This is a genomic window from Azospirillum oleiclasticum (assembly GCF_013423485.1).
GTDB classification, from domain to species: domain Bacteria; phylum Pseudomonadota; class Alphaproteobacteria; order Azospirillales; family Azospirillaceae; genus Azospirillum; species Azospirillum oleiclasticum.
This window is the reverse complement of record NZ_JABFFR010000045.1, coordinates 1-12,712: the sequence shown is the minus strand read 5'-3', so window position 1 is coordinate 12,712 and position 12,712 is coordinate 1. Positions and strand designations below refer to the sequence as shown.

The 12,712-nt window shown below is 71.6% G+C and carries 13 protein-coding genes; 6 read left to right on the top strand and 7 right to left on the bottom strand.

All coding sequences use genetic code 11. The features are described from left to right. Window positions 1–2 precede the first annotated feature (2 nt). A complete protein-coding gene (locus HL658_RS31690) occupies window positions 3–1,235 on the bottom strand; it encodes a cation:proton antiporter domain-containing protein (RefSeq protein ID WP_180286044.1) in 1,233 nt (410 codons plus the stop codon). Window positions 1,236–1,351: 116 nt separating this feature from the next. On the opposite strand from HL658_RS31690, the gene HL658_RS31685 reads away from it, so the two are divergent. Continuing rightward, complete coding sequence (locus tag HL658_RS31685; protein WP_180286043.1) at window positions 1,352–2,098, top strand: ZIP family metal transporter; 747 nt, start codon at window positions 1,352–1,354, stop codon at window positions 2,096–2,098. Window positions 2,099–2,144: 46 nt separating this feature from the next. After that, window positions 2,145–3,530, top strand: a complete 1,386-nt coding sequence (locus HL658_RS31680; RefSeq protein ID WP_180286042.1) for a chloride channel protein — start codon at window positions 2,145–2,147, stop codon at window positions 3,528–3,530. On the opposite strand, the gene HL658_RS31675 is transcribed toward HL658_RS31680, so the two are convergent. The 4 genes from HL658_RS31675 to HL658_RS31660 all read right to left on the bottom strand — a co-directional run bounded on the left by HL658_RS31675 (window position 3,517) and on the right by HL658_RS31660 (window position 7,056). Continuing rightward, complete coding sequence (locus tag HL658_RS31675) at window positions 3,517–4,200, bottom strand: hypothetical protein (protein ID WP_180286041.1); 684 nt, start codon at window positions 4,198–4,200, stop codon at window positions 3,517–3,519. The two genes, HL658_RS31680 and HL658_RS31675, sit on opposite strands and share 14 nt — an antisense overlap. 47 nt (window positions 4,201–4,247) lie before the next feature. Further along, window positions 4,248–5,330, bottom strand: coding sequence for a caspase family protein (locus tag HL658_RS31670; RefSeq protein ID WP_180286040.1), 1,083 nt, complete (start codon window positions 5,328–5,330; stop codon window positions 4,248–4,250). A 209-nt stretch (window positions 5,331–5,539) separates the two neighbouring features. Beyond that, window positions 5,540–6,271, bottom strand: a complete 732-nt coding sequence (locus HL658_RS31665) for a sulfite exporter TauE/SafE family protein (protein WP_180286039.1) — start codon at window positions 6,269–6,271, stop codon at window positions 5,540–5,542. An 8-nt stretch (window positions 6,272–6,279) separates the two neighbouring features. After that, window positions 6,280–7,056 (bottom strand): SDR family NAD(P)-dependent oxidoreductase, encoded by a 777-nt coding sequence (locus tag HL658_RS31660; RefSeq protein WP_180286038.1) that lies wholly within the window; start codon window positions 7,054–7,056, stop codon window positions 6,280–6,282. 212 nt (window positions 7,057–7,268) lie between these two features. Between HL658_RS31660 and HL658_RS31655 the strand changes: the two genes are divergently transcribed. The 3 genes from HL658_RS31655 to HL658_RS31645 all read left to right on the top strand — a co-directional run bounded on the left by HL658_RS31655 (window position 7,269) and on the right by HL658_RS31645 (window position 10,393). Then, window positions 7,269–8,543, top strand: a complete 1,275-nt coding sequence (locus HL658_RS31655; protein WP_180286037.1) for an ABC transporter substrate-binding protein — start codon at window positions 7,269–7,271, stop codon at window positions 8,541–8,543. Between the two features lie 157 nt (window positions 8,544–8,700). After that, complete coding sequence (locus HL658_RS31650) at window positions 8,701–9,615, top strand: ABC transporter permease (RefSeq protein WP_180286036.1); 915 nt, start codon at window positions 8,701–8,703, stop codon at window positions 9,613–9,615. 13 nt (window positions 9,616–9,628) lie between these two features. Beyond that, entirely contained in the window at window positions 9,629–10,393 is a 765-nt protein-coding gene (locus tag HL658_RS31645) for an ABC transporter ATP-binding protein (protein WP_180286035.1), read from the top strand. A gap of 36 nt (window positions 10,394–10,429) precedes the next feature. On the opposite strand, the gene HL658_RS31640 is transcribed toward HL658_RS31645, so the two are convergent. Both HL658_RS31640 and accB read right to left on the bottom strand, forming a co-directional pair. Then, a complete protein-coding gene (locus HL658_RS31640; protein ID WP_180286034.1) occupies window positions 10,430–11,245 on the bottom strand; it encodes an IclR family transcriptional regulator in 816 nt (271 codons plus the stop codon). Window positions 11,246–11,393: 148 nt separating this feature from the next. Continuing rightward, complete coding sequence (accB, locus tag HL658_RS31635; protein WP_211109907.1) at window positions 11,394–11,879, bottom strand: acetyl-CoA carboxylase biotin carboxyl carrier protein; 486 nt, start codon at window positions 11,877–11,879, stop codon at window positions 11,394–11,396. 166 nt (window positions 11,880–12,045) lie between these two features. Here accB and HL658_RS31630 point away from each other — a divergent pair. Then, window positions 12,046–12,712: biotin carboxylase N-terminal domain-containing protein (locus HL658_RS31630; protein ID WP_343055398.1), on the top strand; the 667-nt coding region annotated here is incomplete at its 3' end.

Below are 12,712 nucleotides of genomic sequence, written 5' to 3'. Positions count from 1 at the left end.
CCTCAACCCCGCCCCGCGTAGCCCAGCACCCCCAGCAGCGGGCGGATGGTCAGCCCCTGGACGATGATGGAGAAGATCACCACCGCGTAGGTGGCGGTGAGGATCGTCGTGCGCGGCTCGCCCACCGGCAGCGACAGCGCCAGCGCCACAGAGATGCCGCCGCGCAGCCCGCCCCAGGTCAGCACGGCGAGCGCCCGGTTGTCGAAGCCGCGCCAGGGCGAGGCGACCGCCGCCGGCAGAGCCATGCTGGCCCAGCGCGCCGCCAGCACCAGCGGGACGGCGGCCAGCGCCAGCCGATGGGCCGGATCGAGCGACAGCACCAGCACCTCGAACCCGATCAGCAGGAACAGCACGGCATTCAGCATCTCGTCCAGCAGGTTCCAGAAGGTGGTGGCGTCGCGGCGCGTGCGCGCGCTCATGGCGAAGCGCATGCCGCGGTTGCCGATCAGCAGCCCGGCCGACACCACCGCCAGCGGCCCGCTGACGTGCAGCAGGTCGGCCGCGGTGTAGGTGCCGGTGACCAGCGCCAGCGTCATCATGATCTCCAGCGCCGGCTCGTCCACACGGGCCAGCAGCCGGTAGGTGACCCAGCCCGCCGCCAGACCGAGCGCCACGCCGCCCGCCACCTCGCGCAGGAAGAGCAGCGCGATGTCGGCGGCACCGGGGTCGCCGCCGGCACCGGCGAAGGCGCTGGCGGTGAGGAAGGCGGCGATGCCGACGCCGTCGTTGAGCAGGCTTTCCCCGACGATGCGGGTCTCCAGCGGCTTCGGTGCCCCGGCCGAGCGCAGGATGCTGACCACCGCCACCGGGTCGGTCGGGCTGATCAGCGCGCCGAACACCATCGCGTAGGCCAGCGGCAGGCCGGTCAGCAGGTGGAAGGCGGTGCCGATCAGCAGGGTGGACAGCACCACCCCCACCGAGGCCAGCACCAGCACCGGCCCGCGCTCCTCCCGCAGGTCGGCGATGTCGACCTGGAGCGCCCCGGCGAAGAGCAGGAAGCACAGCATCCCGTCGAGCAGCGTCTTCTCGAAATCCACGCTGCGCACCAGCGCCCGCAGCCCGCCCGCCGCGTGCGATTCCGGAAACAGCGCGTCGAAGCCGAGGATGCCCAGCGACAGCACCAGCGCCATCGCCGCCAGCCCCACCGAATGCGGCAGGCGGAACCAGCGTTCGTTGATGACGCCGAGCAGGGAGATGATCACGAACAGCAGGGAGGCGATGTGGATGGCGGTCACGCGCGGTCTCCCGGTGGCGGTGCCCTGCCAACGGTGGGGCATCGGGCGGTGTTCCTGCGGGAACACCCCGGCCGCCGGCGGGTTGCCACGCGGGAAAGACGGGAGGAGGCTGCCCCATGTCCCTGACCATCCAGGCCGGCCTGTGGGGCCTGCTCAGCGGCTCGGCCCTGCTGGTCGGCGCCGCGGTCGCGTGGTTCACGCGCATCCCGCCGCGCGCCATCGCCGCCGTCATGGCCTTCGGCAGCGGCGTGCTGATCTCCGCCCTGTCCTTCGGGCTGATGGAGGAGGCGGCCGGACGCGGCGGCTTCGCACCCACCGCCGCCGGCTTCCTGGGTGGCGCCGCCGTCTACACCGCCGCCAACATCGCCATCTCCCGGCGCGGTGCCAGGCACCGCAAGCGGTCGGGCGGTCAGCAGTCGGAGGAGGGCGGCGGCGGGCTGGCCATCGCGGTGGGGGCGCTGCTCGACGGCATCCCGGAATCGATCGTCATCGGCGTCAGCCTGATCGGCGGCGGGGCGGTCAGCACGGTGGCCGTGGTCGCGGTCTTCCTGTCCAACGTGCCGGAGGGGCTGTCGAGCGCGTCCGGCATGCGCAACGCCGGGCGTTCGGCGGGTTACGTGTTCGGCGTGTGGGGCGCCATCGCGGCGGTGTCGGGGCTTGCCTCGTTGGCCGGCTACACGCTGTTCAGCGGCTTGTCCGACCCGGTGATCGCGGCGACCCAGGCGGTGGCGGCCGGCGCCATCCTCGCCATGATCGCCGACACCATGATCCCGGAGGCCTTCGAAACCGCGCACGAATACGCCGGCCTGCTCACCGTCGCCGGCTTCCTGGCGGCCTTCGCCCTGTCGCGGCTGGGCGGCTGAGGGTTCCGGTTGGACCGGGCGGGTGCGGCTGTGCCACAGTTCCGCCATGCCCGCCGCTTTCCTCCTCGTGCCGCTCCAGTCCCTCGACCGCCGTGCCCGCCGCCTGTTGCCGCGGCTGCGCCGCTGGCTGCGCAGCGACGACCTGCTGGTGGCGCTGCTGGGTGTCGGAGTCGGCGCGCTGACCGGGCTGGCGGCCATCGGCTTCCGCATGCTGATCGCCGCGGTGCAGAGACTGGCCTGGGGCAGCGGGGAGGACCGGTTCGCCGCCGTGGTGGCGGCCATGCCGCCCTGGCAGGTGGTGCTGACGCCGGCGCTGGGCGGGCTGCTGGTGGCGCTGCTCGTGCGCTTCGTCATCGGCGGGCACCGCCCGCCCGGCGTGCCGCAGGTGCTGGAGGCCACACTGTACGGCGGCGGCCGGCTGCGGCTGCTGCCCGGCTGTGCCACGGCTCTGGCGGCGGCGCTGTCGCTGGGGGCCGGCGCCTCGCTGGGGCGGGAGGGGCCGGTGGTGCATCTGGGGGCGACGCTGTCGGGCTGGACGGCGCGCCGGCTGCGGCTGCCGCCGCCGATGGCGCGGATGCTGCTGGCCTGCGGCGTCGCCTCGGCGGTCGCCGCCTCCTTCAACGCGCCGATGGCGGGCACCGTCTTCGCGCTGGAGGTGGTGGTCGGCAGCCTGCGCTTCTCCGCGCTGGCCCCCGTTCTGATGGCGGCGCTGACCGGCACGGCGGTGGCGCGGCTGAGCTTCGGGGGCGATCCGGTCTTTCCGGTGCCGGTGCACGCGGTCGGGCCGATGGCGGAGCTGCCGGCCTTCGCGGCGCTGGGCGTGGTGGCGGCGCTGGTGGCCCTGGCCTTCATGCGCGGCGCCTTCCTGTGCGAGGACGGCTTCGCCGCGGCGGCGCGGCGCTGGGGCTGGCCGCAATGGCTGAACCCGGTGCCGGGCGGCTTGGCGATCGGCGCGCTGGCGCTGGCCGTGCCGCAGGTGCTGGGCGTGGGGTACGAGGCCACCCACGACGCGCTCCTGGGCGCCACCCCCGCGGCCGTGCTGCTGCTGCTGGTGGCGGCGAAGCTGGCGGCTGTCGCGGTCAGCTTCGGTGCCGGCTTCGGCGGTGGGGTGTTCAGCCCGTCGCTGGTCCTCGGCGCCACCGCGGGCGGCGCCTTCGCCGCGGTGGCCGGTCCGCTGGTGGGGCCGCTGGCGTCCACCGCCGGGATCTACGCGCTGGTCGGCATGGCGGCGGTGGCGGCCCCCGTGCTGGGGGCGCCGATCTCCACCATCCTGATGGCGTTCGAGCTGACCGGCGACGGCGGCATGGTGCCGGGGGTGATGACCGGGGTCGCGGTGTCTGCCGGCGTCGTGCGCTGGCTCTACGGCCAATCCATGTTCACCGCCCAGATGGCGCGCGCGGCGGCGCGGGCGGGGTCGGTCAATTCCGTGTGAAGACGATCAAAACCTTGTCGAACTTGTATTCCGTGTAAGCCGGGAAATGGGTGTCGGCATCGATCAGCGAATAGCCGAGATCCACGGCGAGCTCGTTCGTCTTCGGGTTGACGACGTGGAAGGTGACAAGACCGTAGACTGTCCCGTTGATCTCCTTGTCGCCGCGCAGGATGCCGAGAACGGGATAGGCAGCCGTGGACGAACGGAGTTCCGCGCGGGTGATCGGATCACCGCTTGCCACGCCGCCGGCCACGAACTCGGGAATCAGCATGCGCAGCGCATCCTCGCTGTCCCGTCCTTTGCTGTCGCGCGAGGAGCCGGCGGAGACGAAATCGATGATCTGGCCATTCGGCTCCATCAGCACGCGCAGCTTGTCCTTGGGCTCGATGACGGTGATCACGATGCGACCGGCGGCGGCCGTCGCATTGATCGTGAGGACGAGATCGGTCACCTTGCGGTCGTTGACCGTGGTCAGGCGATAGGTCTGGTCCGCGAAGGGACGATAGGTGTAGGTCGTCCGTTTGTTGTTCGGCCGCACGCCATCGAGGACGTTCCGGGTCGAGACCTCCGACGAGCCTCCCACGACGGGCTGGGCGGAACCGCGCGTCTGGCATCCGCCAAGCGCCGCGGCGATGAGGACGAACAGGAAAGCGCTGGCTCGAACCGACATGTGCGGAACCTTTGGTGCGGGAGCGGCTGCGGGGGAAGGGCGGGTCTTCAGCGTCGGACGTTCATGATCAGGCCCGAGCGCGCCCGGCAGGCCGACCGTTGCAACACGACCGTCGAGGTGTCGGGCAGCAGACAGTCGACCATCTCCGTGGCAGCCGGCCGCGCGGGCGTCGGCGGATCGGCGGATGCCGGCTTCGGGGCCGACGGCCGTGGCGGCGCCACCGGCAAGGTCGCCGGCTGCGCGGTGGCAGGGGGCGTTGTCGGCGGCGGCGGAACCGCCCGCACCCGCGCCAGCGCCGCGAAGCGCCCACCGGGGTAGGTTTCCAGATAGGCCTTGTAATCGGCCGGGTTGGTGCTGTCCTTGATGGAGTTCCAGAAGGCCAGCTCGTAGGCGTCGGCGCCGCCTGGGGCGGGCGGCGGAGGCGGCGCCGCCTTGAGGTAGATCTCGGTGCCGCCGAGACCGTCGTAGATGAAGGGTTCCTGCCGGTTGCCGGTCGCCTCCTTCACAGTCGTCGCCACCCGCCCAAACATCAGGCGCAGCTCGAGCCCCGGTGTGGCCATGTGCTTCAGGAGAGCGTGGGTGTAGGGGCTGTGCTCCCCCGTGCCGTCCTCGGCCACCGCGTCCTCCCGGGTGGCGTAGGCGACGACGCTGCCGCCTTCGGTCGGCATGCGCGCCATGCCGCGGGTGACCGCGGCCGAGCGGGTGGCGCCGGAGCGCGCCATGCGGGCGACGAAGGGGTTGTCGCGGCAGGCGTCCAGGATCACCACGCGGGTGCCACGGGTGGTGCGCAACTCGCGCATGATCTCCTCGACCGGCACCGCTTCACGCGTCAGGTCGCGCTCGTCCTGCAGCCGGACGTCGACAGGCAGAAGGAAGTTGACGCCGTTCACCTGCACGCCGTGGCCGGCGTAGAAAACCAGCGCGAGGTCGGAGTCCGCGGCCGCGACTCCGAAGTCCCGCACCTTGCGGACCAGCCGATCGAGCGGCAGGTCGTAACCCTCGACCACCTCGAACGCCAGTTCCCGGAGCGCCGCGGCGACGGCGCGCGCGTCCTTTGGCGCGTTGGCAAGAGCCGCCGCCCGCTCATACCCGCCGTTGCCGATTACCAGCGCCACCCGCTTGCCGGCCACAGGTTGGGCGAATCCGACGGATGCACACAGGACAACCCAAAGGAAGACGACGGCGGGCCGCACACATTTCTCGACGAAACGCATTGGGACTTCGACCTTCGAGCGCATCCAGCCTCCCGCGTTCGACACTTCCGCGAGTCGGTTGGAGCCTACTGCCATGCAGCGCCCTGGTCAACGCGCCCCGGATCCTGCGCGATGGCCGTGCTGGCTCACATCAGCAAGAGCGCCGACGACAGCACCATCATGAAGATCAGCGTGAAGCGGCGGAAGGCGCGTTCGTCGAAGAAACCGTAGAGCCGCGCGCCCACGATGGTGGCGCCGAGATAGAGGGGGGCGAGTGCGGCGCACCACGCCCCGTCCGTCCAGGACGCCACCCCCAGCGCCGCCAGGATGGCGAGCCCCACCGCCGACAGCAGGGTGATGAAGACGATCAGGTTGGCGCGCGTCTGGTCGATGGGGTCGGGGCCGGCCAGCAGATAGAGGATCACCGGCGGCCCCCCCATGCTGGTCGCCCCGATCAGCACGCCGCTGAGACCGCCCAGCGCCAGCGACACCGGCAGCCGCGTCGGGCCCGGGTAGCGCCAGCCCAGCGCCATCAGCCCGGCGAACAGCACCACCATGCCGGCGATGACGCGGCGCGCGATATCGCGGTCGATGGTGCCCAGCAGCCAGCCGCCGACGGGGATGGTCAGCACCGCCATCAGCCCGATCGGCAGGATCACCCCCCATTTCACGCGGCGCAACGCCTGCGGCAGCATGGTGACGGCCGCCGCCGATTCCAGCGCCAGCGCGATCACCACCGCGGTCACGGGGTGGATGACGAGGCTGAGCGACGGCGCCATCACCATCGCCCCGCCGAACCCGGTGATGCCCCGCACCAGCCCGGCGAGAAGGATGACGACCACCGCGATGGCGGCTTGGACGGAAAGGGAAAGCTCCATGGCAGGGCTCAGGATACCGTGCGTCCGCCGTCCACGAACAGCGTCTGTCCGGTGACGAAGGCCCCGGCGGGGGAGGCCAGGAAGACCGCGGCCCCCACCAGATCCTCCGGCCGGCCGAAGCGGCCCATGGGGATGCGGGCGAGCGCGCGGGTGCGGTGGCCGGGGTCGTCGAAGACGCCGCGGGTCATCGCCGTCTCCGTCATCGCCGGGCCGATGGCGTTGACCCGCACGCCGCGTGGCGCCCACTCCTGCGCCAGCACGCGGGTGAGGTGCGCTACCCCCGCCTTGCTGGCGGCGTAGGCGGCGTAGGCCGGGTTGGCGACCGCGCTCGACACCGAGGCCAACGTGATCACCGCACCCGAGCCCTGCTCGGTCAGCACGCGCCCGGCGGCGCGGGCCAGCAGGAAGGCGCCGGTCAGGTTCACCGCGATCTCCGCGTCCCAGTCGGCGCGGGCGAACTCCAGCGCCGGGCCGGTGCGGTAGACGCCGCTGGCGTTGATCAGCACGTCGAGCCGGCCGTGCCGCCGCACCGCCTCGTCCATCGCCGCGGCGCAGGACGCCTCGTCCGTGACGTCCAGCGCGACCGCCGGGGTGCCGGCCGCCTCCGCCGCCGCGACGGCGCGCGCCAGATCGGCGGCGAGCACGCGGGCACCCCGCTCGGCGAAGGCACGGGCGAGCACCGCCCCCAGCCCGCCGGCACCGCCGGCCACCAGGACCGACAGGCCGGACACGTCGAACAGGGGATCGGTCGGGAACAGGGGATCGGCCGGGGGTGGCGGGGGCATGGGCGGACTCCGTTGATTGCTTTGGTGGGTTGATTGCTTTGGTTTCGAACCGTCGGGGGCTTGACGGATCGGATCATAAATCGATACATTTTGTTCAGGAAGACGAAAATCCGATAACAGAACATCCGCCAACGGATCATCGGGAGCGGACCGGTGCCCCACCGCTGCGGTGGTGCGCCGTGCCGGACCTTCACCCACGGGAGGGGACGCTCATGACCACACTCCGATTGCGAACCACGCTCTGCGCCGCCGCCATGGCGGCGACGGTGATGCTGGCCTCGGCGGCATCGCGGGCGCAGACCGGCTTCACCGACTGGGGCTGGCCGCAGCCCTACCAGAAAGTGTCCGACACTTCGGTCGCCTGGCTGAAGGACAAGGGCTGGTGGCCGCTCGGTGTGGCGTGGCAGGGTCCCTTCAGCGGCCAGAACGCCGTCAACGTCGTGATGGACAAGCAGGGGCTGCTCACCAAGCGCGGCATCGAGAGCGGCTTCAAGGGCTTCGGGGCCGGCCCCGACGTCAACGAGGCGATCGCGTCCGGCCGCGCCCAGGTCGGCAACGGCGGCAACTTCCCCTTCACCTCGCTGCTCGACCGCGGCGTCCCGGTGAAGGCGATCGCCATCGTCGCCCCGAACCTCGAACACTCCGTGCTGGTGCCCAAGGACAGCAAGCTGACCAAGCTGGCCGACCTGAAGGGCTCCAACCCGCCGGCCACCATCGGCATCGTGACGGGCTCGTCGGCCGAGTTCTACTTCACCCAGGCGGCCGAGATCACCGGGCTCACCATCGGCAAGGACGTGATCCTGAAGAACATGCCGATCGCCGAGCAGTTGCTGCTGCCGGGCGGCGTCGCCGCCGTGGTGCCGTGGGAGCCGTCGGTCAGCATCGTCGCGGCGGAGCGCAAGTCCGGGCGGGTGATCGACCGCATCTTCCCCTACAATTTCTACCAGGGCTCCTTCTACGTGCGGCAGGAGCTGATCGACAACGTGCCCGACGTGGTGCAGGCGATCAGCGACGCCTTCATGGAGGCGACCCTGTGGATCCGGCTGAACCCGGAGAAGACCGCCGACCTGCTGGCCGCCGAGCCGCTGCTGCGCAGCTACAACAAGGATCTGCTTCTGGACCAGGTGCGGCTCTACAACAACCTGTACAAGCCGACCGCCGCCTATCCCTTCGCCGGCTTCTGGGGCACCGAGAACGCCCGCATCGCACGCTGGCTGAAGGAGCGCGGCCGCATGCAGAAGTCGCTGTCGGCGGCCGACTACGCCGCCGCCTTCGAGACCCGTTTCATGGACCACACGCTGGCGGTGCTGGGCTGGACCGTGCCGACGCAGCCGCCCTTCCTGCCCCGGGGCTGGGAAGGCAAGGTCGGCAACCCGCCCTACCCGGCCTACCCCAACGCCGACTCCCTGAAGACGCCGCAGCCCTGGCCCGAGAAGGGCGACCTGATGAAGGCGTGGAGCTTCGGCGGCAAGACCTACCAGCCCTGATCTGCCGGCCCTGACCCGCCAACCTTGACCCGGCGGCCTTGCACCCCGTCCCCGTCGTCCCCGCGCGGGTGCGGGTGACGGGGAACCCGGATAGGGGAAGCCCCGCATGCGCGATTGCCCCACGGCCAGCCCCGCCCCCACGAGACGAGGCCACGAGATGCCCCACCCGCTCCGCACCACCACGACCGGCCCCCGGATGGAGGGCGTCGCCGCGGAGGTTCCGCGGCCCGCCGGCCAGCCGGTGCCGCCGGCGGTGCAGACCGCCCCGCCGCCGTCCCCCGCGTGGCGCCGGCACGCCGGTTCCGCCGGGCGCCATCTGTCCCGCTACGCGCTGCTGGTGGTGCTGATCGCGCTGTGGCAGTTCACCAGCACGGTGTGGCTGCCGGCCAAGGACCCCTATCTGGCGGTCCTGATGCCGGCGCCCACGTCGATCATCGCCGCGACGGCGGAGCTGGTCGCCAACGGCGACCTGTTCATGCACCTGTTCGCCAGTCTGAAGCGCGAGCTGTCGGCGTTCGTCCTCTCGCTGGCCGCCATTCCGCTCGGCATCGCCATGGGCTGGTGGCGGCCGGTCTATGTCCAGGTCAACCCGGTCATCGAGATCCTGCGCCCGATCCCGCCGCTCGCCTGGATTCCGCTCAGCATCCTGTGGTTCGGGCTGAGCGACATGCAGAACCAGTTCATCATCCTGCTCGGCATCTTCTTCCCGATCCTGGTCAACACGGTGACGGCGGTGCGCACGGTCGACGCCAACCTGATCCGCGCCAGCCGCACGCTGGGGGCCAGCGAATGGGACGTGCTGCGCACCGTGGTGTTCAAGGCGGCGCTGCCGCAGATCATCACCGGCATCCGCATCGGGCTGGGCGTCGGCTGGATGGCGCTGGTGGCGGCGGAGCTGGTCGGCGCCACCACCGGGCTCGGCTTCATGATCAACGACGCGCGCAGCATCCTGCGCACCGACATCATCGTCGTGGGCATGCTGACCATCGGCGTCATGGGCCTGCTCATCGACCTGGGCATCCGCTGGCTGGGCAAGCGCCTGCTGCCCTGGTCGCCGGCGCTCGCCAAGTAGGGGGAAGGACGCGATGGGAAGCCTGTCCGTATCCGGGGTCACCAAGGTCTACGGCGTGCCCGGCGCGCCGGGGGCGGTGACCGCGCTCAGCAACCTGAGCTTCGAGATCGCCAACCACGAGTTCTGCACCATCCTCGGCCATTCCGGCTGCGGCAAGACCACGCTGCTCAACATGGTCGCCGGCTTCGAGCGGGCGACCGAGGGCACCATCGCGGTGGACGGCACCCCCGTCGGCCCGCCGGGGTGGGAGCGCTCGATGATGTTCCAGGACTACGCGCTGTTCCCCTGGCTGACGGTGCGCGACAACGTCATGTACGGCCCGCGCATGAAGCGCGAGCCCAAGGACGAGGCGCGCCGGCAAGCCGACGAGCTGATCACGCTGGTCGGTCTCGCCGGCTTCGAGAAGCACTACCCGCACCAGCTTTCCGGCGGCATGCGCCAGCGTGTGGCGCTGGCACGCGCGCTGGTGGTGTGCCCGCGCGTGCTGCTGATGGACGAGCCCTTCGCGGCACTCGACAGCCAGACCCGCTCCTTCATGCAGGACGAGCTGGTGCGCATCTGGCGGCACGAGCCGAAGACGGTGATGCTGGTCACCCACAGCATCGACGAGGCGATCAAGCTGTCCGACCGCATCATCGTGCTGAGCAGCCGCCCCGGCCGGCTGAAGGCGCAGATCCCGGTGGACCTGCCCCGCCCGCGCGACGAGGACCACCCCGTCTACCGCGCGCTGAAGAAGCAGCTCCGCGACATGATCCACGAGGAGATGGAGGAGGGCTGACGGACGGAGATAAGCCCTCTCCCCGGGGGGAGAGGGTCACTCCCCCTCCGCCCGCATCATCGCGCTCAGATGGGCGGCGGCCTCGCGGAGCGCCGGGGCGTGCTGCAGGGCCTGCTTCAGGCTGAGGCGCGCGTTGGGGGCGGAAACGGCGAGACCGGCGGCCATCGTGCCGTCCGAGCCCGTCACCGGCACCGCCACGCAGACGACGCCGGCCAGGAATTCCTGGTTGTCCACCGACACCCCGTCCTCGCGGATGCGGTCCAGCTCGGCCCGAAGGCGGTCGGGGTCGGTGATGGTGTTGTCGGTGTAGCGGTCGAGCGGGGTCGCCTCCAGCACCGCCTCCAGCCGCGCCGGCGGCAGGCTGCCGAGGAACAGCTTGCCGATGGCGGTGCAGTGGAGCGGCACGCGCGAGCCGATCTCGAAGCGCAGGCCGAAGGGCCAGGCGGCTTCCACGCGGTCGATGTAGAGGACGCAGCCCTGCGCCATGATGCCGAGGTTGCAGGTCTCCCCCACCCGGCGCGACACCGCCTCCAGGATGGCGTGGCGCGGCGCGTTGCGGACGGAGGATGCCACGATGTCGAAGGCGAAGCCGAGCAGCCGCCCGCCCGACGCGTAGCGCCGCCCGCCCTCCGGACGTTCCAGCAGCCCCTCGCGCTCCAGCATGCGGACGATGCGGTGCACGGTGGCCTTTGGCATCCCGAGCAGCACCGCCAGCTCGCTGACCCCGACCGGCCGCGTCGAGGTGCTGATCGCGCGAAGCACGGTGAAGGCCTTGAGGGTCGGCAGCGAGCTGTCGGTGCCCTCGGGCGGCTCGGCGTCGGCGGGGCGGAGGGAGAGGACGGTGTCGGGCATGGACATGACCATGGCAAATCGCGGCCCGGCGGTGCAACGGGTTTGCGGGGGGTGGTCGCGCGCGTCGGAGCTGGGCCCCCACCCAACCCTCCCCCACTGCCGCCCAGCGGGGGGAGGTCGGGAGGGGGGGCCCTCCGCGACCACGCCCCTACGCCGGCTCGATCAGGAACAGCGGCTGGCCGTGCTGGACCAGCTCGCCGTTGGCCGGCAGCACGCGGGTGACGCGGCCGGATTGTTCGGCGTAGAGGGTGGTGAACAGCTTCATCACCTCGATCAGGCAGAGCGGCTGGCCCTTCTCCACCCGGCCGCCGACCTCCACGAAGGGCGGCTCGGTGGGCGACGGGGTGCTGTAGAAGGTGCCGACCATGGGGGCGCAGACCTCCACCACACCGTCGGACCGGGCACCGGCGGCGGCCGGCGGGGCGGCGGCGGGCCTAGCCGCGGGTGCGGCAGCGCGCGACTCGGCCGCGGGGGCGGCGGCCATGGGCGCCGCAGCCGTGGGGGCAGGCGCGGCACCCGCCCCGGCGCCGCGGCGGCGGATCACCAGCTTGGTGTCGCCCGTCTCGACCACGAGTTCGTCGCACGAACTGCCGTCGAGCATGGACACGATCCTGCTCACTTCGTCGAACGTCAACGGCATCTCCGCCCTTCCTCCGCTTGGTGTCTTGTCCGGGGGCGGCGCCCCCGTGTTGATCAGTCGTATTGAAATACGGAACAAAACGTCTTGCAATATGAAACGTGACGCGCGAACCTTCGGGCCGGGGCGATAGACCCTGGAAAGCCGAAATGGGAGGGAACGGGTGAAGCGCGTGCTGATCGCGAACCGCGGCGAGATTGCGCTGCGCGCGGTGCGGGCCTGCCGGAAGCTCGGGCTGGAGACGGTGGCCGTCTATTCCACCGCCGATGATGGGGCCGCCCACACATGGGCCGCCGACCACGCCGTCCGCATCGGGCCGCCGCCGCCGCGCGACAGCTATTTGAAGGCGGAAACGCTGGTGGAGGTCGCCAAGCGCACGGGCTGCGACGCGCTCTACCCCGGCTACGGCTTCCTGTCGGAAAAGCCGCAGATGCCGGCGCTGTGCGCCGGGAACGGGCTGACCTTCGTCGGCCCGTCGTCGGAGATCATCGCCCTGATGGGCGACAAGGTGGCGGCGCGCCAGGCGGCGCTTCGGCACGGCATTCCGGTGGTGCCCGGCTCCGAGCTGGGCGGCACCGACGCCGCCGCGGCCGAGGCCCTGGCCGCCGGCATCGGTTACCCGCTGCTGCTGAAGGCCGCGGCCGGCGGCGGCGGGCGCGGCATGCGGGTGGTGGACGAGCCGTCGCAGTTCCGCGACCGCTTCCGGCAGGCCGCCGCCGAGGCGGAATCCGCCTTCGGGCGCGGGGACCTCTACATCGAGCGCTTCTTCCGCCGCGTCCGCCACATCGAGGTGCAGGTCTTCGGCGACGGGCACGGCGGCGCCATCCATC